This is a genomic window from Scandinavium manionii, from assembly GCF_024764775.1.
In the GTDB taxonomy this organism is placed as follows: domain Bacteria; phylum Pseudomonadota; class Gammaproteobacteria; order Enterobacterales; family Enterobacteriaceae; genus Scandinavium; species Scandinavium manionii.
This window is the reverse complement of sequence record NZ_JALIGC010000040.1, coordinates 71711-98508: the sequence shown is the minus strand read 5'-3', so window position 1 is coordinate 98508 and position 26798 is coordinate 71711. Positions and strand designations below refer to the sequence as shown.

At 51.7% G+C, this 26798-nt stretch carries 28 protein-coding genes and 3 pseudogenes; 27 read left to right on the top strand and 4 right to left on the bottom strand.

Annotated elements, in window-relative coordinates; translation table 11 throughout:
- Positions 1–46 precede the first annotated feature (46 nt).
- Genes MUU51_RS18235 through MUU51_RS18200 form a run of 8 tightly spaced genes read left to right on the top strand, consistent with a single transcriptional unit; the run spans position 47 to position 2885 of the window.
- On the top strand, positions 47–547 hold the full coding sequence (locus tag MUU51_RS18235) for a head completion/stabilization protein (protein ID WP_258968299.1): 501 nt from the start codon (positions 47–49) through the stop codon (positions 545–547).
- Positions 547–750: a tail protein X gene (locus MUU51_RS18230; RefSeq protein ID WP_258968298.1), complete on the top strand. Its 204-nt coding sequence runs from the start codon at positions 547–549 to the stop codon at positions 748–750. The genes MUU51_RS18235 and MUU51_RS18230 overlap by 1 nt, the downstream gene beginning before the upstream one ends.
- Complete coding sequence (locus tag MUU51_RS18225) at positions 741–962, top strand: phage holin family protein (RefSeq protein ID WP_258968297.1); 222 nt, start codon at positions 741–743, stop codon at positions 960–962. The genes MUU51_RS18230 and MUU51_RS18225 overlap by 10 nt, the downstream gene beginning before the upstream one ends.
- Positions 946–1455, top strand: coding sequence for a lysozyme (locus MUU51_RS18220; protein WP_258968296.1), 510 nt, complete (start codon positions 946–948; stop codon positions 1453–1455). The genes MUU51_RS18225 and MUU51_RS18220 overlap by 17 nt, the downstream gene beginning before the upstream one ends.
- Positions 1452–1865, top strand: a complete 414-nt coding sequence (gene lysB, locus MUU51_RS18215) for an Rz-like lysis system protein LysB (protein ID WP_258968295.1) — start codon at positions 1452–1454, stop codon at positions 1863–1865. Before MUU51_RS18220 ends, lysB begins: the two co-directional genes overlap by 4 nt.
- Entirely contained in the window at positions 1765–2010 is a 246-nt protein-coding gene (gene lysC, locus MUU51_RS18210; RefSeq protein ID WP_258968294.1) for an Rz1-like lysis system protein LysC, read from the top strand. Before lysB ends, lysC begins: the two co-directional genes overlap by 101 nt.
- A complete protein-coding gene (locus tag MUU51_RS18205; RefSeq protein ID WP_258968293.1) occupies positions 1973–2440 on the top strand; it encodes a phage tail protein in 468 nt (155 codons plus the stop codon). Before lysC ends, MUU51_RS18205 begins: the two co-directional genes overlap by 38 nt.
- Complete coding sequence (locus MUU51_RS18200) at positions 2433–2885, top strand: phage virion morphogenesis protein (RefSeq protein WP_258968292.1); 453 nt, start codon at positions 2433–2435, stop codon at positions 2883–2885. The genes MUU51_RS18205 and MUU51_RS18200 overlap by 8 nt, the downstream gene beginning before the upstream one ends.
- 81 nt (positions 2886–2966) lie before the next feature.
- Here the strand turns inward: MUU51_RS18200 and MUU51_RS18195 are convergent.
- A pseudogene (locus MUU51_RS18195) lies at positions 2967–3389 on the bottom strand (transposase); the annotation flags it as partial.
- Positions 3390–3733: 344 nt separating this feature from the next.
- Between MUU51_RS18195 and MUU51_RS18190 the strand changes: the two are divergent.
- The 12 genes and pseudogenes from MUU51_RS18190 to MUU51_RS18135 all read left to right on the top strand — a co-directional run bounded on the left by MUU51_RS18190 (position 3734) and on the right by MUU51_RS18135 (position 13450).
- A complete protein-coding gene (locus tag MUU51_RS18190; RefSeq protein ID WP_258968291.1) occupies positions 3734–4789 on the top strand; it encodes a fimbrial protein in 1056 nt (351 codons plus the stop codon).
- A 209-nt stretch (positions 4790–4998) separates the two neighbouring features.
- Positions 4999–5640, top strand: coding sequence for a phage baseplate assembly protein V (locus MUU51_RS18185; RefSeq protein ID WP_258968290.1), 642 nt, complete (start codon positions 4999–5001; stop codon positions 5638–5640).
- Positions 5637–5984: a GPW/gp25 family protein gene (locus MUU51_RS18180; protein WP_258968289.1), complete on the top strand. Its 348-nt coding sequence runs from the start codon at positions 5637–5639 to the stop codon at positions 5982–5984. Before MUU51_RS18185 ends, MUU51_RS18180 begins: the two co-directional genes overlap by 4 nt.
- A gap of 4 nt (positions 5985–5988) precedes the next feature.
- Complete coding sequence (locus MUU51_RS18175; RefSeq protein WP_258968288.1) at positions 5989–6897, top strand: baseplate assembly protein; 909 nt, start codon at positions 5989–5991, stop codon at positions 6895–6897.
- Positions 6890–7420 (top strand): phage tail protein I, encoded by a 531-nt coding sequence (locus MUU51_RS18170; protein WP_258968287.1) that lies wholly within the window; start codon positions 6890–6892, stop codon positions 7418–7420. The genes MUU51_RS18175 and MUU51_RS18170 overlap by 8 nt, the downstream gene beginning before the upstream one ends.
- Before the next feature lie 11 nt (positions 7421–7431).
- Positions 7432–9345 (top strand): tail fiber protein, encoded by a 1914-nt coding sequence (locus MUU51_RS18165; RefSeq protein WP_258968286.1) that lies wholly within the window; start codon positions 7432–7434, stop codon positions 9343–9345.
- 1 nt (position 9346) lies between these two features.
- Positions 9347–9766 (top strand): tail fiber assembly protein, encoded by a 420-nt coding sequence (locus MUU51_RS18160; protein ID WP_258968285.1) that lies wholly within the window; start codon positions 9347–9349, stop codon positions 9764–9766.
- Between the two features lie 124 nt (positions 9767–9890).
- Positions 9891–10721: pseudogene (locus tag MUU51_RS18155) on the top strand (phage tail sheath subtilisin-like domain-containing protein); the annotation flags it as partial.
- Positions 10717–11493, top strand: a pseudogene (locus MUU51_RS18150) (phage tail tape measure protein); the annotation flags it as partial. The pseudogenes MUU51_RS18155 and MUU51_RS18150, both read left to right, overlap by 5 nt.
- Before the next feature lie 11 nt (positions 11494–11504).
- Entirely contained in the window at positions 11505–11969 is a 465-nt protein-coding gene (locus MUU51_RS18145) for a phage tail protein (protein WP_258968617.1), read from the top strand.
- A gap of 2 nt (positions 11970–11971) precedes the next feature.
- On the top strand, positions 11972–13147 hold the full coding sequence (locus tag MUU51_RS18140) for a phage late control D family protein (protein ID WP_374684795.1): 1176 nt from the start codon (positions 11972–11974) through the stop codon (positions 13145–13147).
- Between the two features lie 81 nt (positions 13148–13228).
- A complete protein-coding gene (locus tag MUU51_RS18135; RefSeq protein WP_258964628.1) occupies positions 13229–13450 on the top strand; it encodes a DNA-binding transcriptional regulator in 222 nt (73 codons plus the stop codon).
- A gap of 411 nt (positions 13451–13861) precedes the next feature.
- On the opposite strand, the gene pflB is transcribed toward MUU51_RS18135, so the two are convergent.
- The 3 genes from pflB to ycaO all read right to left on the bottom strand — a co-directional run bounded on the left by pflB (position 13862) and on the right by ycaO (position 19217).
- A complete protein-coding gene (pflB, locus tag MUU51_RS18130; protein WP_159773344.1) occupies positions 13862–16144 on the bottom strand; it encodes a formate C-acetyltransferase in 2283 nt (760 codons plus the stop codon).
- A gap of 52 nt (positions 16145–16196) precedes the next feature.
- Entirely contained in the window at positions 16197–17054 is an 858-nt protein-coding gene (gene focA / locus MUU51_RS18125; RefSeq protein WP_159773342.1) for a formate transporter FocA, read from the bottom strand.
- A 396-nt stretch (positions 17055–17450) separates the two neighbouring features.
- On the bottom strand, positions 17451–19217 hold the full coding sequence (gene ycaO / locus MUU51_RS18120; protein ID WP_159773340.1) for a 30S ribosomal protein S12 methylthiotransferase accessory factor YcaO: 1767 nt from the start codon (positions 19215–19217) through the stop codon (positions 17451–17453).
- A gap of 511 nt (positions 19218–19728) precedes the next feature.
- On the opposite strand from ycaO, the gene MUU51_RS18115 reads away from it, so the two are divergent.
- The 7 genes from MUU51_RS18115 to MUU51_RS18085 all read left to right on the top strand — a co-directional run bounded on the left by MUU51_RS18115 (position 19729) and on the right by MUU51_RS18085 (position 26740).
- A complete protein-coding gene (locus MUU51_RS18115) occupies positions 19729–20319 on the top strand; it encodes a fimbrial protein (protein ID WP_258968284.1) in 591 nt (196 codons plus the stop codon).
- A 146-nt stretch (positions 20320–20465) separates the two neighbouring features.
- Complete coding sequence (locus MUU51_RS18110; RefSeq protein ID WP_235033660.1) at positions 20466–21206, top strand: fimbrial chaperone; 741 nt, start codon at positions 20466–20468, stop codon at positions 21204–21206.
- Between the two features lie 91 nt (positions 21207–21297).
- Positions 21298–23865 (top strand): outer membrane usher protein, encoded by a 2568-nt coding sequence (locus MUU51_RS18105; RefSeq protein ID WP_258968283.1) that lies wholly within the window; start codon positions 21298–21300, stop codon positions 23863–23865.
- A 35-nt stretch (positions 23866–23900) separates the two neighbouring features.
- Positions 23901–24473 carry a fimbrial protein gene (locus MUU51_RS18100; RefSeq protein ID WP_258968282.1) on the top strand — a complete coding sequence of 191 codons (573 nt, stop codon included), beginning with the start codon at positions 23901–23903 and terminating at the stop codon, positions 24471–24473.
- Positions 24474–24501: 28 nt separating this feature from the next.
- A complete protein-coding gene (locus MUU51_RS18095; protein ID WP_258968281.1) occupies positions 24502–25083 on the top strand; it encodes a fimbrial protein in 582 nt (193 codons plus the stop codon).
- A 9-nt stretch (positions 25084–25092) separates the two neighbouring features.
- Positions 25093–25674: a fimbrial-like protein gene (locus tag MUU51_RS18090; RefSeq protein WP_258968280.1), complete on the top strand. Its 582-nt coding sequence runs from the start codon at positions 25093–25095 to the stop codon at positions 25672–25674.
- Between the two features lie 4 nt (positions 25675–25678).
- On the top strand, positions 25679–26740 hold the full coding sequence (locus tag MUU51_RS18085; RefSeq protein WP_258968279.1) for a fimbrial protein: 1062 nt from the start codon (positions 25679–25681) through the stop codon (positions 26738–26740).
- Positions 26741–26798: the final 58 nt, after the last annotated feature.

Here is a 26798-nt window from a genome sequence, read left to right as displayed (position 1 = left end):
CTGAGCGGAGGCCAGCGTCCACCGCCCACCTATTTCAGAGGTAGTCATGACGACGCTTGTAGTCAGTAACCCGGCACGACCGCGCGAGCCGCTGGTCATTCCGCCGGTGCCGGACGATGAACCGGTAATAAAAAACACCGGTTTTTTCCCGGACGTTGACCCGAAGCGCGTGCGGGAAGAGATGCGCCTCGAGCAGACGGTTTCCCCTGTGCGCCTGCGCCGGGCGATTAAGGCCGGAATGGCCGAAACCAACGCCGAGCTGCGCGACTGGCGCGACCTTCAGCTCGGGGCCGGTCACGCGGCCCTCGTGGAGGTACCGACCGATGAACTCGACGGCGAGAGCGTGCGCGTTTTCCACTATTTCAACGCCGTGTGTGCCATGACCACCGCCACGCTCTATGAGCGTTATCGCGGCGTGGATGCGAGCGCTAAAGGTGACAAAAAGGCCGACAGCATTGACAGCACCATCGATGAACTGTGGCGGGATATGCGCTGGTCTGTGGCCCGTATTCAGGACAAAGCCCGCTGCATCGTGGGGCAAATCTGATGAACGTCATTGCACAGCAGGGCGACACCCTCGACGCCCTGTGTCATCGCCATTACGGCCGCACTGAGGGGGTTGTCGAGGCGGTGCTCGCCGCTAATCCGGGTCTGGCTGCACTTGGGGCCATCCTGCCGCACGGCACGTCCGTCAGCCTGCCGGTCGTCGACACCGCCGCCGTTACGGAGACCGTCAACCTGTGGGATTAACGATGGAAAAAATCACAACGTTTCTGACGTACTGGTTTTCCGTGGCGCTGGCCTATTTCGGCACGCAGACCCCGGAAAAACTCGCGCTGTATGTCGGCGGCGGGTGCGCCATTTTTACCGCGCTGGTGAATTTCTGGTACCGCCGCCAGACCTACCGCTATCTCGTTGCGGCCGGAATCAATAAGGGGGTAATTCGTGGCCTCAGTCGTTAAACGTTGCAGTGTGGCCGTCGTGCTGGCGCTGGCGGCACTGGTGCCTGATTTTCGTCTGCTGAATAGCTCGTCGGAGGGGCTCGCCCTGATTGCAGACCTTGAGGGGTGTCGTCTGCGCCCCTACCAGTGCAGCGCGGGCGTGTGGACGTCAGGCATCGGCCACACTGCCGGGGTGGTACCCAAACGCAATATCACCGAACACGACGCGGCGGCGAATCTGGTCGCCGATGTGCTCAATACTGAGCGACGGCTGGCGGTGTGCGTGCCGGGGAAGATGCCGCAGCCGGTCTATGACTCGCTCGTCAGTTTCGCCTTTAACGTTGGCACCGGTGCGGCCTGTCGCTCGACACTGGTCTCGTTTATTAAGCGTCAGCAGTGGGCGCAGGCGTGCGACCAGCTCACCCGCTGGGTGTACGTGAACGGCGTCAGGAATACCGGACTTGAAAACCGTCGCACCCGCGAATGGTCGCGCTGTATGCAGGGGACAAAATGAAAACACTGATGATTTTACTGGCCGTGGCCGGGCTGGCGCTGGTCTGGCTGAAGCATGAAAACAGCAAGCTCAGCCGCGCGTTTACCCGCGCGAATGACGTCGCCAGCGACCAGAAACGCACTATCGATATGCTGAAAGACCAGCTCCTCACCGCGCAGCGCCTGAGTGCGGACAATGACCGGGCACAGGTGCAACTGCGCCAGAAACTCGCCGCGGCCGGAACGCGGGCCGCGCGTCGGGAGCGAACCATCACGAGGTTACTCAATGAAAACGAGGATTTACGCCGCTGGTACAGCGCTGAGCTGTCTGATGCTGTGCGCAGCCTGCACCGACGCGCCCCCTGCATCTCCGCCGGTCGTTGTGCTGAACGCCTGCCCGAGGGTCAGCCTGTGTCCGATGCCGGGCAGTGACCCGTTAACCAATGGCGACCTGAGCGGCGACATTCGCCAGCTCGAATCCGCGCTCGAAAGCTGTGCGCTCCAGGTCGAAACGATAAAAACCTGTCAGGATAAAACCGATGTTCAAACCGAAGAGTCTGCGCAACGCCTTAACTGATGCCGTGCCGGTGCTGAAAGCGAACCCCGACATGATGCGCATTTTTATCGATAACGGGAAACTGGCCTCCACGCTGGCGACATCGCTGTCATTTGAGAATCAGTACACGCTCAACGTGGTGGTGACCGATTTTCCGGGCGATATTGATTTGATCCTCGTGCCGATTCAGGCGTGGCTCAGGGTCCAGCAGGCCGACATCATGACCACGGATGAAGGGCGAAAGCGTGGCTTCATCTACGAGGCAGACATCAACAGCGACGACAGCATCGACCTCAGCATCAGCCTGTTACTGACCGAGCGCACTATCGTCAAAGAAGTCGGGGCCGAGCTGCACATTGAGCATGCGGCCGAACCGCAGCCGCCAGAGCCGGTAGCCCGACCGATGAAGCTGTATGTTCACGGTGAGCTTGTGAGCGAATGGGATGAATGAGTTCAAACCCTTTGATGACCGGCTGGCCGGGCTGATTGCGGCGCTGTCACCGGCGAGTCGTCGACGGATGACCGCTGATATTGCGAAGACGCTGCGCACCCGACAGCAGCGTCGTATTAAGACGCAAACCGCGCCGGACGGCACTCCGTATGCTGCCCGTAAGCGCCCGCCGGTCAGGGCCAAAAACGGCCGGGTAAAGCGCGAGATGTTCGCGAAGCTGCGTGCTAACCGCTTTATGAAGGCGACCGGGCGCGATGATGCTGCTGTCGTGGAGTTTACCGGGAAGGTGCAGCGTATGGCGAGGGTGCATCAGTATGGATTGAAAGACAAGCCCAGTAAAAACAGTCGAGCAATCTATTATGAAAAGCGCGTTTTGATTGGGATGGAAGATTGTGATAGTAGAATGATTGAACGAGTTATTATAAACCTTTTACCGTTTAAATAATCCATGATCTTATGATGAGATCGGCTTTGATGAATACATCAGATTTGTGTTGAGTTCCCCTGTAATAAATAGCTCTTAATCTCAGGCGATACGCACACTTTCTGGCAAACCTGCACGCGTCATTTTGTTTAAGGCATGGATCATGGTCATAGCTTCTCCAACCTGAGCATCATAATCCCGCAACGCAAGATGCCCAGCAAACAGCTGTTTTACACGGTACATCGCCGTTTAAGCTACCGAACGCCGGTTGTAAGCCGTGTGTCATTTTCAATAAGCATTGCTCCCCGTCAGTCATTACCTCGCCACTGCCTGATTTCTGTCGGCATATTCCACTGGCCAGTAACCGGCACGCGCTCGCGGCGCGATAAGCGCGCTGATTTTCTTGCGCCTGAGCCCGTCATGGCAACGTTTTGTGTCGTAAGCACCGTCTGCTGAGGCCACTTTAATTTTGCGATGTATCTGCCGGATAAGCCCCGGAAAGTCCTCCACATTGGTGACATTATTTGTGCGACACCCATCAGGATTCACATGTTTTGAATTTTGTTTTTAATTTATTGAAAGTTAAAAGCTAAACAATAGGTTATATAGCTGTTTTGTCAGTGGCACTGAGTGTTGGTATTTTTAACATTTTCAATTGTGGCTGCTTTGCAGTTAAAATATAAATCATTAAATTGTTTTTTTCTTGATTTTGTGTTGTCACTGATTGTTATCATCAAGGCGATACATAGGGGTGTGAAGTTAATTATCTGTCGATTTTGAAATGGCCTCGTATGAATGGGCAACAGCATAGATGATACAACTGCAACAGTTGGACAGGACGGCTGGCTATAAAATAAAGGATATGAACAATGAATAGAGTTTTTTTTATTTTTCTTGCGGCGGCTTTATTTATATGCATGAAGGCGGCAAGTGCTGCTGATGGGTATTGCTCTTTGGCCGGAGGGCCAACGGCTGCTAGCTATGATATAGGGAATATGAATATAAGCAACCCAGGTGACAATGTTCCAGGAACTACATTGCCAGAACAGAATGTGAGCAGTGGTGTTCAAAATGCCTCAATAACATGTGCTTGTACTGGTGGTCCATATCGATATATTTGGCTGTGGGGGGATACATCCCTTACCAACCCACAATCAGCAAATGGTTACATTTATTATGACATCCCAGGAAACGATTATATACAAGTAGGGGTTAAAGTCTCAACGTTGAATGATTATGTATCAATTCCTTTTGGTCCAATACATAACTATAGTAACAGTAAAAAGTATAAATGCAATACAGCTTTTGGTTTAAGTCTTGGTGGTGGTAATACTGGCGGGTCGGTTCGGGTATCTGTTAGATTAAAAAAATCATTAGTCGGACAGTCAGTTATTAACAATGTTTTAGTTGCATCCACTTACTGGTCTATGGGTGATACTGGTGGTGCTAATCATGGTCCGGAGTCGACTACGAATATTTATCTCAATGGGATTGTTACGGTTCCTCAAAACTGTGTTATTAACACCGGAACTCAAGTTGTTGTTGATCTAGGGTCACTCTATGCAACTGACTTCAAGGTGGCAGGGCAGAAACCTGACAACTATACGTCGAAAAAAATCAATATCCCTATTGAATGTAACGATATGAGTGCAACAGCCAATCTGACAATGCGCATTGAGGGGAATGCCTCAGCAAATATTCCTAATGCTATTCAGTCTGATAATGAGGATGTGGGAGTTGTTGTTACGAATGAAGACAATGTTCCATTAATACCAAATAATAGCAGCAGCGTTGTTCCATTTAAACTGGATGAAAGCTATCGCTCAAATGTGACGTTATATGCCTACCCGGTTGGCACCACGGGTAATATCCCTAAAGAAGGACTATTCACAACCCTGGCTTACCTTCGGGTTGATTTTTCCTGAATCAGTTGTGCTTGATAAGTCGGGTTGTTAGTTGTTAGTTACGTTAGGCTTTGTTGAATAAATCGAAATTTTGGCATATATCAGGATCAAATCACCATTCTCCAATCCTGTAGCGATATCTCATGACTACCTGAGTTTTGCGTGTTGTTTCTTAGCTGGCAAAACTCCGCTCTATTGCCGCCAGCCTCACCCGGCGGCATCCTTTTCCCATGAATACTTTAACTTCAATTCAGGAAATCGCTCGAGCGATCCGTAATCTGATCCGTACCGGAGTTGTGACCGCTGTCGACCTCGACGAGGGGTTATGTCGTGTTCAGACCGGCGGGATACAAACTACATGGCTTAACTGGCTGACCTCCCGCGCCGGGCGCTCGCGTACATGGTGGGCTCCCTCAGTAGGTGAGCAGGTATTAATTCTGGCCGTGGGCGGTGAGCTCGATACGGCGTTTGTCTTACCTGCCATTTTCTCTGATTACCATCCCGCGCCCTCCGCCTCCGCCGATGCGTTTCATATTGCCTTTCCTGACGGCGCAGTCATCGAGTACGAACCCGACTCCGGGGCGCTTTCGGTTACCGGCATCACCACCGCTGAGGTCACCGCTTCGAAATCTATTACCGCCACGGTACCGGTTGTCATGATTAAGGCGTCGACCCGCGTCACGCTCGATACGCCCGAGGTGGTGTGTACCAACAAGCTCATCACCGGCACGCTCGAAGTGCAGAAGGGCGGGAAGATGAGCGGTGACATCGAGCACGCAGGCGGGAAATTTACCTCCAACGGCGTGCAGGTGGATGACCATGACCACGGCGGCGTCGAGCGCGGAAACAGCCGGACGGAGGGTACGAAATGACGATGCGCTACCTCGGCATGAACCGCGACACCGGCCTCGCTATATCCGATGCAGATCATATTCGTCAGAGCGTGAGCGATATTCTGCGCACGCCGGTCGGCTCGCGGGTGATGCGCCGTGATTACGGCTCGCTGCTGTCTTCCCTGATTGATATGCCGCAAAACGATGCGCTGAACCTTCAGATGATGTGTGCCTGTTATATGGCGCTGCTGAAGTGGGAGCCTCGCGTCACCATCACGTCGCTGACGATTGAGCGCCAGTTTAACGGTCAGATGATGGTTGAGCTGACCGGTGAAATTAAAGACTCAGCCGCCCCTTTATCCCTGACTATTCCAGTGAGTTGAACCTATGGCCATTATCGACCTGAGCCAGCTCCCCGCGCCCGACGTGGTGGAAACGCTGGATTATGAATCCATCCTCGTCGAGCGTAAGGCGACCCTGATTTCGCTCTACCCGGAAGAACAGCAGGAGGCTATCGCCCGCACGCTCGCACTGGAGTCCGATCCGCTGGTCAAATATCTGGAGGAAAATTCATACCGCGAAGTGTTATGGCGTCAGCGAGTGAACGAGGCTGCGCTGGCCGTCACGCTGGCGTACGCCGAAAACAACGACCTCGATGTGATGGCCGCGAACACCAATACCGCCCGCCTGATTATCACCCCGGCCGACGACAGCACCATCCCGCCGACACCGGCGGTCATGGAGTCCGACACGGATTTTCGTCTGCGGGCGCAACAGGCTTTTGAGGGCTTAAGCGTCGCGGGGCCGGTAGGGGCGTATGAGTTTCACGGCCGCAGCGCCGACGGTCGCGTCGCTGACATTTCCGTTATCAGCCCTGAGCCTGCGTGCGTGACCATTTCCGTGCTTTCTCGCGAGGATAACGGCGCTGCATCGGATGCGCTGCTGACCGTGGTGCGTAACGCACTTAACGGCGAAGACGTCAGACCGGTGGCCGACCGGGTGACCGTCCAGTCGGCGGCAGTTGTTAACTACACCATCGACGCGACGCTTTACATCTACCCCGGCCCGGAAAGCGAACCCATCCGCGCCGCAGCAGAAGCAAAACTGAAAGCCTACATCAGCGCTCAGCACCGGCTCGGGCGTGACATTCGTCAGTCTGCCATTTACGCCGCCCTGCATGTGGAAGGGGTGCAACGGGTCGAGCTGGCGGCCCCGGCCGCTGACATCGTGCTCGATAAAACGCAGGCGTCTTTCTGCTCTGATTATCAAATCAGGCTCGGGGGCTCGGATGAGTGAGGCAAGACTTCTGCCGGTCGGGTCATCGCCGCTGGAGGTGGCCGCAGCCCGCGCCTGTGCAGATATCGAAAACACCCCGATCCCGTTACGCCGGTTATGGAACCCGAACGACTGCCCGGTGAATCTGCTGCCGTGGCTCGCCTGGGCGTATTCCGTCGACCGCTGGGATAGCGACTGGCCGGAAGAGACCAAACGCGACGTGATTCGGGCGGCTTTTTACATTCACCGGCGCAAAGGCACCATCGGCGCAGTACGCCGCGTGGTCGAGCCGCTGGGGTATGTGATTAACGTGACGGAATGGTGGGAAACCAGTGACCCGCCCGGCACCTTTCGCCTCGATATCGGCGTGCTTGAAACCGGCATCACCGAGGAAATGTATCTCGAGATGGAGCGGCTCATCGCCGATGCCAAACCAGCCAGTCGCCATCTTATCGGGCTCAACATCATTCAGGACGTGGCCGGTTATCTCTTCGCCGGGGGCGTCAGTTATGACGGCGACATCATTACCGTGTATCCGGGTTAAGTGAGAGCAGAATGACAGTGAAATATAAAACAGTGGTCACCGCGGCCGGGGCGGCAAAATTTGCGGCCGCACTGACGCCGGGTGGCAAAAAGGTCAACATCGTGGCGATGGCTGTCGGTGACGGGGGCGGCACGCTGCCCGAGCCGAACACCGGCCAGACAAAACTCATCAATGAGGTCTGGCGTCATGCGCTTAACAAAATCAGCCAGGACAACAAGAAGAAAAATTACGTGGTGGCCGAGCTGGTCATCCCGCCGGAAACGGGCGGCTTCTGGCTGCGTGAAATGGGGTTGTACGATGACACCGGCACGCTGGTCGCCGTCGGCAATATGGCCGAGAGCTATAAACCAAAACTCGAAGAAGGTTCAGGCCGGGCGCAGACCCTGCGCATGGTCATCATCCTGTCCGACCTTGAGTCGGTCGATCTCGCCATCGATTCATCAATGGTGATGGCAACGCAGGATTACGTTGACGACAAAATCGCGGAGCACGAACAATCGCGCCGCCATCCTGACGCCACGCTGAAAGAGAAAGGTTTTACCCAACTCAGCAGCGCCACCGACAGCGCGTCTGAGGCGCTCGCTGCGACGCCGAAAGCGGTGAAGACGGCATATGACCTTGCTAAAGGCAAATACACGGCTCAGGACGCGACTACGGCGCAAAAGGGTATTGTGCAGCTCAGTAGTGCGACCGACAGTACGTCTGAGACGCTCGCTGCAACGCCGAAAGCAGTGAAAGCCACATATGACCTCGCCAAAGGCAAATACACGGCTCAGGACGCGACCACAGCGCAAAAAGGTATTGTGCAGCTCAGCAGTGCGACCGACAGCACGTCTGAAACACTCGCTGCAACCTTGAAGGCGGTGAAAGCCGCGAATGACAATGCTAACGGGCGCGTACCGGGCAGCCGCAAGGTGAACGGCCGGGCGCTGACGGGAGATATCAGTATTACTGCGCAGGATATCTTTAACGGTCAGGCGGTGAGCATCGGTAATGCAATTGACCTGAACGCATACACCACGCCGGGGCTGTATTACCAGGCAGCTAACGCGCAGGCGGTAAGCGGGAAGAACTACCCGGAACCGAATGCCGGGTCACTCGAAGTGTATAAACACGCTGGCGTCACGCAGATTTACCGGATGTATAACCATTCACGCTCTTACATCCGCACGATGTACAGCGGAGCCTGGTCAGCCTGGACTAAACAGTATGACGCGGCAAACAAGCCCACACCGGCTGACATTGGCGCAGTGTCAAAAGGAGGTGATACCGTCAGCGGCACGCTGAAGGTGGCCGCCGAGGTGCAAACTACCTCGGCTAATAGCTATCGGATGGTGTATGGCAATTACGGAACGCTGTGGCGTCAGGACGGCAGCAATTTATATCTGATGCTCACGAACTCCGGTAACCAGTACGGCGGCTACAACAGTCTCCGGCCATTCTCGGTCAATCTGACAAACGGTGATGTGACCATCAATAAATTAGGTCTGGTCAATTTTGCCAACTTTGATGCGCGCTATTACACCAAAGCGCAATCGGATGCGGGTTATATGCCTCGCTCAGGCGCATATACCAAAGCCGAAAGCGACGGGCGATTCCAGCCCAAAGGCTCTTATGGCGCACCCAACTCCGCATCTAAAGCGGCGAACGGTTGGTGGCAGTGCGGCAGTACCGGCATCATTGAGCAGTGGCTTCAGGGAGCGACCATGACCAGTGAAAAGACGCAGACAATCACCTTCCCGAAAGCTTTCCCGTCGGCATGTCTGTCGATTTCAGTCAGCACGTTAAACGTGAATAACAACACCGGCACCGAGGGGATGTTCCAGCTTGTGTCTAAAACGAAGACTGGCTGCGTGGTGATGGCAAACAGGGCGTACGGTAGCGTCGGGCAGGTCGCGGTACTCATTCATGCGGTGGGGTACTGATATGAATATCATTTATTACAGCGCTGAAATGTCGGGCTTTTATTTTGAAGCTGACCGGTCGCTTTATGAAGCGGCGGGAAGCTGGCCTGCTGATGCGCAGGCAATCTCTGACCGCTGGTATCAACATTTAATCGAAGGGCAAACCAAAGGCCATTCTATTGTGCCTGATGAGTATGGTCAGCCGGTGCTGAAAGCCATTGAGACTGATTACCCGGCCATTGCCGAAGCACAAAAGCAAACCCTCATCAGTGAAGCGATGCAGTCAGTCGGGGTTATTCAGCTCAAGTTACAGGCCGGTCGGGCGTTAAGTGAAGCCGAATCGGCAAAACTGACCGCTGTACTGGATCACATCGATGACATTGAAAAAATCAGTACGGTGTCAGTGACCGGCCCGGTCGACTGGCCGGTGATGCCCGAATAAATCGTAGCCCTCCACCCGGAGGGCTTTTTGTTTGTTGTGTTAGATCCCCGCCAACGCCATTCCGTCGCACCTGTTGCACACACAACAGAAAATGGTTGCACCCCAACCCAACGGAGTTAAACGGATGAGTGATTTTCATCACGGTGTGCAGGTCGTCGAAGTCAACGACGGCACGCGCATCATTTCCACGGTTTCCACCGCCATTGTCGGCATGATCTGCACGGCCAGCGATGCTGACGTCGAGACCTTCCCGCTCAATGAGCCGGTGTTAATTACCAACCCGCAAAGCGTCATCGGGAAAGCCGGTACCAAAGGCACGCTCGCCAGTTCGCTACAGGCCATCGCTGACCAGTCAAAGCCGGTGACCATTGTTGTGCGTGTGGAAGAAGGCACCGGCGACGATGAGGAAGCGGCGCAGGCGCAGACGATTTCTAACATCATCGGCACCACCGATGAGAACGGGAAATATACCGGGCTGAAAGCACTGTTGACCGCGCAGGCGGTGACTGGCGTCAAGCCGCGTATTCTCGGCGTGCCGGGTCTCGATTCACTGGAGGTGGCGACCGCACTTGTGCCGGTGGCGCAAAAATTGCGGGCTTTCGGCTATGTCAGCGCCTGGGGCTGCAAAACCATTTCTGAGGCCATCAAATACCGCGACAACTTCAGCGCCCGCGAGCTGATGGTCATCTGGCCGGATTTCCTGTCGTGGGATACCACGGCTAACGCGACGGAAACGGCGTACGCCACCGCGCGAGCGCTCGGTCTGCGAGCGAAAATCGACAATGACACCGGCTGGCACAAAACCCTGTCAAACGTCGGCGTGAATGGCGTCACCGGTATCAGTGCGTCGGTATTCTGGGATTTGCAGGAACCGGGCACCGATGCCGATCTGCTGAACGAGGCAGGCATCACCACGATTATCCGCAAAGACGGTTTTCGCTTCTGGGGGAATCGCGGGTATCAATGCCATCGTTGCAGCGGCGGGCATGTTAAGCCTTGCCCTTTCGACAATTGGCGCTGCCGCGGCTGCTGTAATAGGGGCCATCTCGTGGCCCCTTTGGGCGGTTGTCGCCGTGGTCACTGCGGTTGTGGCGACAGTCGTCGGCGGGGCGCTACTCATCCGCAAATACTGGGAGCCCATCAGCGCCGTTTTCTCGGGTGTGGTGCAGGGGCTTATTGAAGCATTTTCGCCGGTGGATGAGATGTTCGCCCCGCTGGCTCCCGTTTTTGACGGGCTCGGCCAGAAACTCGGCGCAGTCTGGAAATGGTTTAAAGACCTTATCGCGCCGGTAAAAGCCACGCAGGAAACCTTAGACGGCTGCAAAAATGCCGGGGTGGCGTTTGGCCGGGCGCTGGGGGATGCGTTGATGCTGCCGCTGAATATCTTCAACAAGCTGCGCGGCGGCCTTGATGTGATCCTCGAAAAGCTCGGCATCGTTAAAAAGGAATCGGGCACCATCGATGCCGCAACGGCAAAGGCGCAGCCGGTCGGGCAGGGTGGTGGATACATTCCGGCGACCAGCTCATACGGTGGCTATCAGGCATATCAGCCGGTCACCGCGCCCGCCGGTCGCACGTACATCGACCAGAGCAGCCCAACCTATCAAATCCAGTTACAGGGCGGCGGGGCGCCGGGCGGCCAGCTCGGTAACCAGTTGCAGGATGCGCTTGAAAAATACGAGCGCAACAAGCGAGCCAAAGCCCGCGCCAGCATGATGCATGATTAAGGAGCCTGATGATGATGCTCACTCTTGGAATGTTTGTGTTTATTCGCCAGTCGCTGCCTTATCAGAGTTTGCAGCGCAGTGCGGATTACCAGTGGCCGTCAAACAGCCGGGTCGGGAAGCGTGACGCCTTTCAGTTCCTCGGCCCCGGCGAAGACAAAATTACGCTCACTGGCGACTTGTACCCTGAAATGACCGGCGGGCAGCTCTCGATGCTGGCGCTCTATACGATGGCGGATGAGGGCCGGGCGTGGCCCCTGATTTCCGGCACCGGCACCATTTACGGGATGTTTGTCATTACCAACGTGAGCGAAACCGGCACCGTCTTTTTCGCTGATGGCTCCCCGCGAAAAATCAGCTTCACGCTGTCACTGACGCGCGTCGATGATTCCCTTGCGGCGCTCTATGGCGATATTGGTAAGCAGGCCGAATCTCTTGTCGGTAAGGCGGGCGATGTGCTTTCACTGGTGGGAGGTTAATTATGCCGGATATCGTCACCGGCTCAGGCGCAACCCTGACGCCTCAGTTTATGCTGACGCTCAACAGCAAGGACATCACCGGCAATATCAGTGACAGGCTGATTAACCTGACTATGACCGACAATCGCGGGTTTGAGGCTGACCAGCTCGACATCGAGCTCGACGATAGTGACGGGCTGGTCGAGCTGCCGGTGCGCGGGGCGGTGCTGTCGCTTTATCTCGGTTGGAAAGGTTTTGCCCTGGTGGGGAAAGGTGATTTTACCGTCGATGAGGTGGAGCACCACGGCGCACCGGACACGGTGACGTTACGGGCGCGGAGTGCAGATTTTCGCGGAACGCTCAATTCACGCCGGGAAGAGTCCTGGCATGACACCACGCTCGGCGCGGTGGTGGGGGCAATTGCATCCCGCAATAAACTCACGGCCAGCGTGGCGGAATCGCTCGCAAACATCCGCATCCCGCATATTGACCAGTCGCAGGAGTCCGACTCGGTATTCCTGACCCGCCTCGCCGAGCGGAACGGTGGTGCGGTGTCGGTCAAGGCGGGCAAATTGCTGATGCTCAAAGCCGGGAGCGGCGTGACGGCCAGCGGTAAGCCAATCCCACAAATCACTATTCAGCGCAGTGATGGTGACCGGCATCAGTTCGCGATTGCTGACCGGGGAGCGTATACCGGCGTGACGGCCAAATGGCTGCATACCAAAGATCCGAAGCCTCAGAAGCAGGCGCAACAGGTAAAGCTGAAGCGTAAGCCGAAAGAGCAGCACCTTCGGGCGCTCCAGCATCCAAAAGCGAAACCGGTCAGCAGCACCGCAAAGTCGAAAAAGCAGAAAGAGCAGGAAGCCCGCGAGGGCGAGTATATGGCCGGTGAGTCGGATAACGTTTTCGCCATGACCACTATTTACGCATCAAAGGCGCAGGCCATGCGTGCAGCTCAGGCGAAGTGGGATAAATTGCAGCGCGGCGTCGCTGAGTTCTCAATCACCCTCGCGACGGGCCGGGAAGATATTTTCCCGGAAATGCCGGTCAGGGTGTCAGGCTTTAAGCACGTTATAGACGAGCAGGCATGGTTAATCAGTAAGGTGACCCATATCCTCAACAATAACGGCTTCACGACGGGCGTAGAGCTTGAGGTAAGGCTTTCTGATGTGGGGTACGAAGCAGTGGCTGATGAGTGAGTGATTTAATTTATCTATTTGTTTTATATGGGTTTAATGGATAAAATGGCGACATTAAATCATTAAGGTGAGGTGATAAAAATGTTCCATTGTCCGTTATGCCATACAGCCGCCCATGCCCGCACCAGCCGTTATTTTACTGACACGACAAAAGAGCGTTATCACCAGTGTACAAATATCAATTGCAGCTGCACCTTCGTCACGACGGAAACGGTCGAGCGCTACATCGTTAAGCCGGGGGAAGTGACACCGGCTTTACCTCATCCGACGTCGACAGGGCAGCAACAAATCGCCTGGATGTAAAACGAGGCCTCGCAAATGCGAGGCCTCTTTGATCCGATGGTATGTATTAAGTTTGCTTAGGGCGCAGATCTGCCAACTCTGAACAACAAAAAGCCCTGCACAGGGCAGGGCTTGGGAGATGATGGTCAATATGTGGACGTGACCTGAAATAAATCCTTTTATTTCATTTGGTTATCTAGAAAAACAAGTTACCAATTACTGACATTGCGGTGTTATCTCCAGATACGGCCCATCCGGGGCCAGTGTATGCACAGCTCAAAGCCGGCTGTGTTAAGTCTGTTTTGACAGATACCCATAGTATAGATGGCTGGCAAAGCAGGCTGGGACAGGAGAGTCATTGTTAAAAAAAGGCCCCACAGGTGTGGAGCCTTTATTGTACGCTTTTTACATCACGTTTTCAGTCAAAACACATTACATGGTTTGAGTGAAGGTACGAGTGATAACGTCCTGCTGCTGTTCTTTAGTCAGGGAGTTAAAACGTACTGCATAACCAGAAACGCGGATGGTCAGCTGCGGATATTTTTCCGGATGTTCCATTGCATCGAGCAGCATTTCACGGTTCATGACGTTCACGTTCAGGTGCTGACCACCTTCGATGGACGCTTCGTGATGGAAGTAACCATCCATCAGGCCCGCGAGGTTGGTTTTGCGAACTTCGTCGTCTTTACCCAGTGCGTTTGGAACGATAGAGAAGGTATAAGAGATACCATCTTTAGCGTAAGCAAACGGCAGTTTAGCAACGGAGGTCAGAGAGGCAACAGCACCTTTCTGGTCACGGCCATGCATTGGGTTAGCACCTGGACCGAATGGCGCGCCAGCACGACGACCATCTGGGGTGTTACCGGTTTTCTTACCGTACACAACGTTAGATGTGATGGTCAGAACGGACTGAGTCGGGATTGCATCACGGTAGGTAGTCAGTTTCTGAATTTTCTTCATGAAACGTTCAACCAGGTCAACCGCCATGTCATCTACACGAGAGTCGTTGTTACCAAACTGCGGGTATTCGCCTTCGATTTCGAAGTCAACAGCCAGGCCGTCTTCGTCACGAACAGGTTTAACTTTCGCGTATTTGATAGCAGACAGGGAGTCAGCGGCAACGGACAGACCTGCGATACCACATGCCATGGTGCGAACCACGTCACGGTCGTGCAGAGCCATCAGTGAAGCTTCGTAGCTGTACTTGTCGTGCATGTAGTGGATAACGTTCAGAGCGGTGACATACTGCTTAGCCAGCCAATCCATGAAGTGATCCATACGTTCCATAACTTCGTTGAAGTCCAGAACATCGCCGTTGATTGGCGCAGATTTCGGGCCAACCTGGATTTTCAGTTTTTCGTCCACGCCACCATTGATTGCGTACAGCATGGTTTTCGCGAGGTTTGCACGTGCACCGAAGAACTGCATTTGCTTACCAACAACCATTGGGCTTACGCAGCATGCAATCGCGTAATCATCGTTGTTGAAGTCAGGACGCATCAGATCATCGTTCTCGTACTGCAGAGAAGAGGTATCGATGGAGACTTTAGCTGCGAATTTCTTGAAGTTCAGTGGCAGTTTTTCAGACCACAAAACGGTGATGTTCGGCTCCGGAGACGGCCCCATGGTGTACAGGGTGTTCAGGAAACGGAAGCTAGATTTGGTGACCAGAGTACGGCCATCAACGCCCATACCACCGATAGATTCAGTTGCCCAAATCGGGTCACCAGAGAACAGCTCATCATATTCTGGGGTACGCAGGAAGCGAACCATACGCAGTTTCATGACCAGGTGGTCAATCATTTCCTGAGCATCTTGTTCAGTGATTTTGCCTGCTTTCAGGTCACGTTCGATGTATGCATCCAGGAAGGTGGATACGCGACCGAAGGACATTGCTGCACCGTTCTGAGATTTAACAGCGGCCAGGTAGCCGAAGTAGGTCCACTGAACAGCTTCCTGAGCGTTGGTTGCCGGAGCAGAGATATCGCAGCCGTATTTCGCTGCCATTTCTTTGATCTGGCCCAGAGCGCGGTACTGCTCGGAGATTTCTTCACGCAGACGGATAGTCGCTTCCAGGTTTACGCCGTTTTCCAGATCGGACTGCAGAGACACGAACTGAGCGTATTTGTCTTTCATCAGGAAGTCGATGCCGTACAGCGCAACGCGACGGTAGTCACCGATGATACGGCCACGGCCGTATGCGTCTGGCAGACCAGTCAGAACGCCAGATTTACGGCAGTTCAGAATGTCTTTGGTGTAGACATCGAAAACACCCTGGTTATGGGTTTTGCGGAAGTCGGTGAAGATCTTCTTCAGCATCGGGTCCAGCTCGCGGTTGTACGCTTTGCAAGAACCTTCAACCATTTTAATGCCGCCAAACGGGATAATCGCACGTTTCAGCGGAGCTTCAGTCTGCAGGCCAACGATTTTCTCAAGGGCTTTATTGATGTAGCCAGCGTCATGAGAAGTGATGGTAGACGCAACAGAGGTATCGAAATCAACTGGCGCGTGAGTGCGGTTTTCCAGTTTAACGCCTTCCATTACGTTGTCCCACAGGGCGGTGGTCGCGTCGGTAGCGCCAGCCAGGAAGGACTCGTCACCTTCAAATGGGGTGTAGTTTTTCTGGATGAAGTCACGTACGTTGACTTCTGTCTGCCAGTCACCTTTGGCAAAACCTTCCCAGGCTGTAGCTAACTTTTCATTAAGTTCGGACATGTAACACCTACCTTCTTATGTGGATTTCTTAATTTACTGCCTGAAACGACGATTAATGCTTGTCGCTGCCACGCAGGTAAATGACCCAGTACGTCAACCCAACTAACAGACCGCCACCAATAATGTTCCCGATAGTGACAGGAATCAGGTTATCAGTGATGAAGTTCATGACAGTCAGGTGAGAGAAATGGTCCGGAGACGAACCGATAGCGGTCCAGAATTCCGGGCTGGCGAAGTTGCGAACGACGATACCCATCGGGATCATGAACATGTTCGCGATACTGTGCTCGAAGCCGCTGGCAACAAACATGGCCACTGGCAGCACCATTATCATTGCTTTATCCATCAGGCTGCGGCCGGAGTAGCTCATCCAGACCGCCAGACAGACCATCAGGTTTGCCAGGATACCCAGGCACACAGCCTCGATAAAAGTATGATGCATTTTGTGGTCGGCGGTTTGCAGGACGTTCAGTCCCCACCCTCCGTTGGCGGTCATATATTCGCCAGATAACCACATCAGCAGAACAAACAGCAAGGCACCAATCAGGTTACCAACATAGACGTTGAACCAGTTCTTCGCCAGTTGGCCCCAGGTGATTTTGCCGCTTGCTTTAGCCACCACAATAAGCACCGTGGAGGTGAAAAGGTCAGCGCCGCAAATGACACACAGGATAAGACCCAGTGAGAAGCAGATACCGCCAATCAGCTTGGCAATACCAAACGGCATTCCCGCAGTGCCTGTCGTAGACGTAATGTAGAAGACGAAGGCAATGGAGATGAACACACCCGCAGTAATCGCCAGGAAAAAGGTTTTGAGCGGTTGTTTCGTTGCTTTATAGACACCCGCTTCCTCGGCCACTTTGGCCATCTCAGCTGGGAGTAAAAGATCAAAAGGGTTGTCAGCTTTCACACTAACTCTCTCTTTATTAAGTCGGCGACGAGATACTAACAAAGCATTATAGAAGAGAAATTGATATAGATCATATCTCGCCTGGCTTATAGGCCCGCAAAGCGCATGGTTTTTCAGCGATCACGGCGTAACTTTCTGATTATCAAAATAAAAATAAATTTTAAAATTTGCAATTAGAGTTGAATTTTTTCAGTATCCCCCTTTTAAGCAGTTAATTAAAATGGAGTAATATGCATTAAAATTAACATTATTTGTAAGCTACCAATAATAGTATTTACTCATAATTAACTTAAATATTACAAATTAACGAAGGGGAAATGAAAATTAAAACGGGGTCCCTCAGAGGCCCCGTAATATAGCGCAGGCGAATAATTTCGCCATAAGTTATTTGTGGTTTTACTGCTGTTTAGACCAGAAGCTGGCTTTTGCGCGTTGCAGCTTCTCGTACGCTTTCAACAGGGACTGATGCGCCGGGAAGGCCGCCAGGTCGCTGTCCACAGACTGCAGACCGTAAAAGGCCTCTTCACCGCTCAGGGCCGCACTCGCCGCTTCAACCGTATCTGCACCGTACATACGTACAAACGCGTTCAGGTACTGCAGCGGCTGACGCTCTTCTTCCTGGGACAGCAGCAACAGTGTCTGCAGGCAGCGATAGTAGTTGGCACGTTCCGGGCTAAACACGGAAGCATTGAACTCCATGGTCCACTCTGTCCAGATAAGCGCCTGCTCCATGTCACCGCCGGCCAGCGCCAGCATGGCTTTCAGCTCACCGATGCGCAGGGTGTACCAGCCGTTATCTTTACCGGTCGCCATACCCAGTAGTTCACGTACTCGGGTGAAGTCGTCCAGACCTTCATCATCCATCTGCTCAATCAGCGCCAGATAATCTTCTTTTTCCCACTCGCTGCCTGGTAGAGAAAGAATGGTTTCACGCAGGGGGCTGCCCATATTGTTATTTGCCAGCCACAGATCTTCGGCTGGATAGATATCAGACATGCCTGGCACGATAATGCGACAAGCGTAAACGCTCAGGTGCTCGTAGTCTGCGATATACACTTCTTTATCTTCTGCCTGGAAAATCGCCATCAGCGTGGCAAATTCTTCATCTGTCGTGCCGGAGAAGTTCCAGTCAGCAAACGGATAATCTGCGTCTTGTTTGAACATATCCCAGGAGATCAAACCACTGGAATCAATAAAGTGGGTTTCGAGGTTAGCGTGCTCACCCACTTCTTCGTCATCGAATGTTGGCGGGGTGAAGACGTCGAGATCTTTCAGGCCTCGGCCTTGCAGCAGCTCGGTGACGGTACGCTCCAGTGCCACGCCGAAATCAGGGTGCGCACCGAAGGAGGCGAAACAGGTTCCGTTTGCCGGGTTGAACAGCACCACGCAGATAACCGGGTATTTGCCGCCCAGTGAACCGTCGTAAGCAAAGATAGGGAAGCCTTCTGCTTCCAGCTTAGCGATGGATTCCACTACGCTCGGGTAACGGGCCATCACCTCGGCTGGGATTTCCGGCAGGCTGATACTTTCAGCGATGATGCGGTTTTTGATGTGACGCTCAAACACTTCGGACAGGCCCTGAACACGCGCTTCATTGCGGGTGTTACCGGCGGACATGCCGTTAGAAACGTACAGGTTGCCGACGATGTTCATCGGAATGTAAATCGTCTCGCCATCGGACTGACGGGTGAACGGCAGGCCGCAAACGCCGCGATCGTCATTGCCCGACTGCAAATCCACAAGCAGGCTGGCGGTCAGCTGATCGTCTGGATCGTAGAATGCACGCAGACGTTCATCAAGAATGCCTTCCGGCACGTCGTCGTCTTCCGGCAGCGGGAACCATTTTTCATTCGGATAATGCACGAACGGGCTATTGGCGATGGTTTCGCCCAGCCAGAAATCGGCGAAGAAGTAGTTGGTCGACAGACGCTCAAAATATTCACCGAGCGCAGACGCCAGAGCCGCTTTTTTCGTTGCCCCTTTACCGTTGGTGAAGCACAGCGCGCATTCTTTGTCGCGAATATGTACAGACCAGACGTTAGGCACCGGATTCAGCCAGGACGCTTCTTCAATGTTGAATCCGAGGTCCGTTAATTTTTGCTGGAAGCGGGCGATGGAGTCTTCCAGAGCGGCGTCTTTGCCGGGAATAAATGTTTGGGTCATGGCGATCACTTTTATCGTACGGAAAGCGCGCAATGATACGGGTTTTGCGTGTAAGGCGCTATCGTCCCGGGAGGGGAAACGAAAATAAATGATCTGGCTTGCTATACACGATCATCGTATATACCTCTGTTGATATGCCTGCCAACGTGTCATCTGCGGGGCAGAGTAAACCGGCTTGTCTGGGCCATGAATGCTTTTTTAAATATCAAACTCAGCAATGAATATTTTATTTAATATATTAAATATTAAATTTCCCCTGTGAGAATATGCATATTATTTAGATAGGTGATTAATTGGCCTCGTCAATATATTATAATTGGTGACATTTCGTAAAAGTGTTTATTTAGCGGTGCAAATGGCATTTTAAATAAATTATTCTTGCGCTTTGTTCAAAGCATACAATATCATCGCACCGCTCTCAAAGGATTAAATTGAGATGCACGGCTTTTTATTTTCGAGAGCCGTACTTTTCGTTAATGATTATTGAATTATCTATTAAGGAATGATGAATATGAAAATGAAGATCGCCGTTTTGGCTTTGGCTGTAATGGGCATATTTTCAGCAAACGCTGCTGATGATGATCTCGGGCTCATTACATTCGATGGCGCGGTATCGGGTGAAACTTGTAAGATGACAACCAATAATGGTATTGATGCCCATAATGTCACGATTACAATGCTTACCGTTTCGAAAAGTCTGGTTGAAGGTACAACCATTGCTGCGGGTGGTGTGGGTTCAACTACGTTTGATTTAAAGTTAACGGATTGTGACTCTACATTGAGTAAAGCGCATATTGCATTTACTTCCCAGCAGTTTGCTGATCTGACCACCGGGACATTAAAAGCTGATCCAAGCGTCACTGGCGCGGCGAAAAATGTCAATATCGCGCTGTATAATAATGGCAACGGGAATACAGACCAGGTCATTATTGGCGATCCAGCCGGCCAGGGAACCCAGGAAGTTGACCTGAGCACTACTCATGGTGGGGTATTTGGCTTCCGTGCAGCCTATGTGCCGAGCGCTGATTTTGACATCGCAAATAACCCTGTGGCGCCTGGTAAGGTGAATGCTAACGCCACCTTTACTTTGTCATACGAGTGATTATTTGCCCGATGATGTGAATATATCAGGTATATCAACCTGATATACCTGATGTCTCTATTGATAAGCGCGTTGTGATAGGTCGCGAGAATTGTCGTCCCCGTTATGCGCTGGATTTCGCCCAGAAATAATATCGAGAGTTCATTATGATGAAGGCTATATTAACTAAAGTTTTTGTACCGTTAATAAGCGCAGTGAGTTGCCTGATTGCGGCGCCAGCGAGCTACGCAGATATTGTTATTTCCGGTACGCGCGTGGTCTATCCAGCCTCAGCGAAAAACGTTACGGTGAAGCTGGAGAATCGTGGCATAAAGCCGTTGCTGGTTCAGACCTGGATTGATGATGGCCGCGAGAATGCGAATCCGCAGGAATTGAATGTACCTTTCCTCGTTACCCCACCGGTTTCAAGGGTGGATCCAGGCAAGGGACAGAGTATTAAAGTGACATATTTAGGCGGACAACTTCCGCAGGATAAAGAAAGTCTGTTCTGGTTCAATGTGCTGGAAATCCCCCCCAAAACCACTGACGGCGCAGACAAGAATATTCTTCAGTTGGCGTTTCGAACCCGCATAAAGGTGTTTTACCGCCCGGAAGGTTTAAAAGGTGCTGCCGGCGACGCCGTCAAGACTCTGCAATGGTCTGTAAACCAGTCAGGTAAAGCGCTTTATATCGACGTAAAAAATCCTTCGCCCTATCACGTCTCTTTTAGTCGTGCGCAACTGGTGAGCGGAAAGAATAAGTATTCGCTGGATACACACACAGTCCCACCGGGTGGGAAAGAGTCCTTTAAAGTTACCGGGTTGAGCGCTGTTCCGGCTGGGACGAAAATTGAGTGTGACGTTATTAATGATTTCGGTGGCAGCATTAAAAGCGAATTCACTATTTGACTCAGATACAAAATAGGTTGATTAAACACGGGGTTATTTCATCGTGACGGGCCTGGCTAATCGAATTAAATTTCTGCTACTGACGACATGTGTGTTATTACCACTGTACGTCAGTAGAGTATTTGCGTCTGATGCGGCGCCAACACCAAGCGCTTCGGCAGAAAAGGTTGAGTTCAACGATCAGTTTCTTTATCCCAGTGCAACAGGTGAGAAACTTAACGTTAGCCGTTTTGCAAATGGTAACCCTGTTTTACCGGGCGTGTATTCTCTAACTATTTATATTAACAACGTGGCAGAGTACAGCGGCAATGTTGAATTTAAGGACAACGGGAGCGATATCGCTTCACCTTGTATCACCGGACAGTTGCTGCACGTCATGTCATTTAATACCGATAAACTGGAAAGTGAGAATGGCAAGGGTGATCTGGCTGCTGATACGAAAACCTGCTACGACATCAAAACGCGTTTCCCTGGGACGCAAATGTATTTTGATTCTGCGGAACAGCGTCTGGATATTACTTTGCCGCAGATTTATGTCTCTAAACGCCCGCGAGGGTATATTGATCCTTCGCTCTGGGACAGCGGCATTAATGCGGCAATGCTCTCCTATGATTTTAATGCCTACAGTTCGGAAGATGAAGGTGACAGCTCTCAGAGCGTGTACGCCGGGTTAAACTACGGCATTAATCTCGGGGCATGGCATCTGCGTTCTCGTGGCACGGCGCAGTGGACCTCCGATGATGGCGCAGATTACGATCATCAGGATCTCTATCTCCAGCACGATATCACCGCGCTCAAATCACAGCTTGTGCTAGGCGACACCTACACCGATGGCGACACTTTCGACTCCATCAGTTTGCGTGGTGTGCGTCTGTACAGCGACGATCGTATGAAGCCGGGTTCGATGTCTGGTTATGCGCCTGTTGTGCGCGGGGTGGCAAAAAGCAACGCCAAAGTTACCATTCGCCAGAATGGTAATACCATCTATGAGAACACCGTGCCACCTGGGCCGTTCGCCATTACCGACCTGAATCCAACAGGCTACGGTACCGACCTGGATGTTACGGTGACTGAAGCTGATGGCAGCGAAAGCTCATTTTCAGTCCCTTTCTCATCGGTGACGCAATTGTTGCGTCCGGGTGATACTCGTTGGGATATTGGCATTGGAGAACTCAATGATGACAGCACTATCGAGAAAACGCGTGTTGCCACTGCTACTGGCTATTATGGGCTGAACAATCTTTTTACCGGTTATGCCGGATTTGAGTTCACCGATACCGATTATTACGCGGGGTTATTGGGGCTGGCGCTGAACACCGGCGTCGGGGCGTTTGCGTTTGACGTCACCCATTCCCATGCTGAGGTCGGCGATCGGGATGCTTTAGAGGGGCAAAGCTATCGGTTGACCTACAGTAAACTGCTTGAGCTTACCGACACCTCTCTCAATGTCGCTGCTTATCGTTTCTCAACCAAAGAGTACCTGAGCCTGCAGGATGCCGCTTCGTTCGACTATGACTATCATCATGATTCAGAGAATGAAGGCGATCCGCAGGATGAACGGTATGAGCGTGAAAAAAATGAAATTCAGGTCAATATCAGCCAGCCTTTGCGGGTCGGAGAAAAGGATTATGGTTCCGTTTATCTGACCGGAAGCTGGGAAGATTACTGGGGAAGTGATGAAACCACCTCGCAGTACTCGTTTGGTTACAGCGACTCATTTCGCTGGGGCAGCTATAACATTTCGTTGCAGCGCACCTATGACGAAGAGGGTGATGAGGACGATCGCCTTTATGTCAGCCTGAGTATCCCGCTGAATAATCTGTTTGGCCACGATTCCTCATTGAGCGGGTTCAATACACTTAATTCATCGGTGAGTTCAGACTTTAAGGGGACCAGCCAGAGCGATATCTCTGTCAGCGGTAATACCGCCGACAATAAATACAGCTACAGCGTGAATGCGTCTTCATCAATGTCAGATAACAGCGATCTGAATCAGATTGGCGGTTACGGGAGCTATAACGGACCATGGGGACCGGTCAGTGCGTCAGTTTCCGTCAATGACGACCACGGGCAACAATACTCCTTCGCCAATAGCGGCGGTATCGTTCTTCATAGTGGTGGTTTAACCCTGATCCCGGGTAATCCAGGGATTAACAGTACTGTCGCGCTGATTAATGCTCCGGGAGCTAAAGGAGCGAAAACGAATAACGGTGATGGTGAAATTGATTCCCGTGGCTATGCGGTGATCCCCTGGTTAACGCCGTATCACGAAAATACGATCGGACTGAATATTGATTCACTGGAAAATGATGTCGAAATGAAAAATACCAGCGCGACTTCAGTTCCTCGCGATGGCGCCATTGTACTTGTGAATTTTGAAACCGATGAGGGCCGTTCTGTATTGCTGGAATTACTACGCTCAGATAAAGGATTTATTCCGCTGGGCGCAGATGTCTATAACAGCAAAAATGTTTTAGTCGGTAGCGTAGGACAGGCTGGTCGTGCTTATGTTCGTGGTATTGATGATTCAGATGTGCTCAGCGTGAGGTGGGGGAGTAAATCAGAAGATGAGTGTCTGGTCAGCTATAGCATTCCCCCCGAACCGCAAAAAGTTGGCATGACAATTAAGTTACCTAAACAGATATGTAAAGTCCGCTAATGGTAGTTATAGGGTGTAAATATTAAGGGAGCTTTATGAATATTAAACATAGCTGGATAATGTCGGGGGTATTACTGATTGGGAGTTATACGCCAGTCAGTTTTGCCCAGAATGTCAATGTTGATTTTACTGCAAATATCCGTGAAACAACCTGTGATATGCGTATTACTGGTGGTACGGGTGATGGTCAAAACAATACCATTCAGATCGGTGCCGGAGGTAAGACCTCATTAGACAAAATATTATCGGGTGACAGCAGTGTATCTGTACCTTTTTCACTGGATATCGTGAGTTGTCCTTCCAGCCTTAGTGCCCTGAAAACGACGATATCAGGAACACGATCGAGCTATATCTCATCTGCCATTGCGAATGGCGCTTCAGGGGCAGATAAGGCCGATTTTATCGGAGTACAAATTTCGCGGGCGAGTGGAGGAAATGCATTTATCATTAATTCCACCAACGATGCCGAACGTCTTGTATGGACGAATGATGAAATCAGCACGCAGAAAAAAGTCGATCTGTTGGCTAAATTGGTAACGACTTCAGCAAGTGATGCGACAACGGGTGAGTTTAATGCAGTTGCTACGTTTAATTTTACGTATCAATAGTTGATGCTGAAAGAGTAAGAGGTGTGTTATGAAAAGTTATCCTGTTAAATTACAATTATTGATTTTACCCGCATTTTTAATGAGCATATCTACCGTCTCATTCGCGGATGCTATTACCGGTACTTCAAGTGTAAGTGCTACATTTACGTCCACAATTGAGGCGGGTACCTGCAATCTTCAGGTGAAAAATGGCGCAGGGGTAGCGACATCAGTTGTCGAATTTGGTGACGTTTTTAAATCTGATTTGGAAAATAAATCGCGCACAGAAAACTTCAGTCTGGCGTTCAGTCAGTGTTCAGGCGTCACCACTGCGGTAGTGGGAACTGAAATATCTGGCGGTTGTTCTGGTCCGAGTTCCGATGGGGATTCTTTTCCTAATAGCGGAGGTACCGCTGCCGCCACCGCGGTTGAAATATGGAAAAATAGCCCCGATTCTGGCACGCAATTTAGCTGCATTAATCGAGCAACTACGCAAAATATCGGTATTGCCAGTGCAAGCGTTGATGTCCCGATGACGGCCCGAATGGTTGTTGCTAATGGCCGCACTATTGCCGATGTAACGGCTGGGTCATTTATATCGCCGATTACATTTGTCGTTACTTATCAATAAGGTAAGGTTATGCGAATCTATCAGCGCTGTAAATTCATAACAGGAGGACTCATCCTGTTGGTGGGTATTTCTCAGATATGCACTGCTGATGTGGATGTCGATATTCAGGCTAATATTATCAATAACACCTGCCAGGTGACGGTTGAAAATAACGGCAATATTCATTTGCCGATCGTCACCCTATCTTACTTTAATACCCCGTCTGCGGGTTTGAGTCCAACCGATGATACAGGCGGAAAATCGTTTAAAATTCGCGTAACCGACTGTAATCATGCGGATGCAGATAATCTGCATTTCAGGTTCAGTCCCCGCTCCGGAATTTTTCCACCAGGCTCCAGGCAGGTATTTATTAATGAAACGCAGCCTGCGCAGGGCGGTGCCGGGAATGTGGGCGTGGTGATATTTTCTGATGCGACACATATCAATGTGCTAAATGCGGACGGGACGTCTGACGTTGTTTATGATGTCAGTGCGCAATCGTCATCACAATATTTGACGGACTATCTTTTTTACGCCCGTTATCAAAATACGGGAACCGCCTCTGCAGGCCTGGTAACGTCAAACGTATTGGTGGATGTGACTTATGATTAGTATAATGAAAAGAGTATTTCCCGGGTTTGCATTGTATTCTGCCGTTGGCTTTACGATGCTGTTTTCCGTCAATGTTTATGCTGCAACAGAGTGTAGACTGGACATCAGTGGGGGCCAGGTTGATACGATAACTGTAAACTACCCTGCTCTGAATTTTAAATCCAAGGTGACGGGCGCGCCGGTATTACTGGGGTCCTATGTCTCAGGACGTAATGAGATGGTAAGATGCGGTACAGGCGACGATGGCGATGATTTTTATGGGCACTCAACGTCGCCTTATGTCACATCAATACCTGTAGTTACGGGTCAGTCGTATAGCGCCGCGCTGTTTGAAACAAATATCCCCGGTATCGTCTTTGCCGTGCGCATGAATATAAAGGGGATGAATCTTGAAGCATATATACCGACATACACAAAAGAAACAAATCTTAACAATGACACGGCTGGCAAGTCGATGGCGGATACCATCGCTGATTTCTATATTGATGTTTATCAAACAGCGGCGTTTACAGCCATTCCGGAAGGGGTCACATCGGTTAAAGAGGCCGGATCTGTTGGTAGGGCGGGCGATTTTCGTATAGGGGTGAAAGATTCTAATAACCGAGCGTTAGGCATCGATCCGGATCTGAATATCCCCTTTACTGCTCCTACCTGCACTACGCTGCTTGCATCAAATGGCGGCGTGGTGGCGCTTGGCGATTATTTCGTGAGTGACTTCAAAGATAACAGTGACGAGAAAATAGTCGATTTTAGTCTGACAGCCTCCGGGTGTGTTAACGTGACCCAGTTTATTACCTCTTTTACCTCTAATTCTCTTGAACATGATTTATTAACCAATACGCTGAGCGGGAGTGATGCGGCGCAGGGGGTTGGGGTTAAAATTTATTCAAAAGATGAGAATAACCCTAAGGTTCTGAAACCCGGAGACCGGGTGATAAAGGATGCATTTAGCATTTTCCCGACCAACCAGAAGTTAGATTTTGGGGCGCAGTTAGTGACCGATGGTAACACGCTAAAGTCGGGAGCGTTCAAAGGTACGGCAGTCTTTACGATGTCATACAATTGATGCGGTATAGAGCGGGATAGCGTACGGGCACGGTGTGTGCCCGAGCCGTGTCACCTGT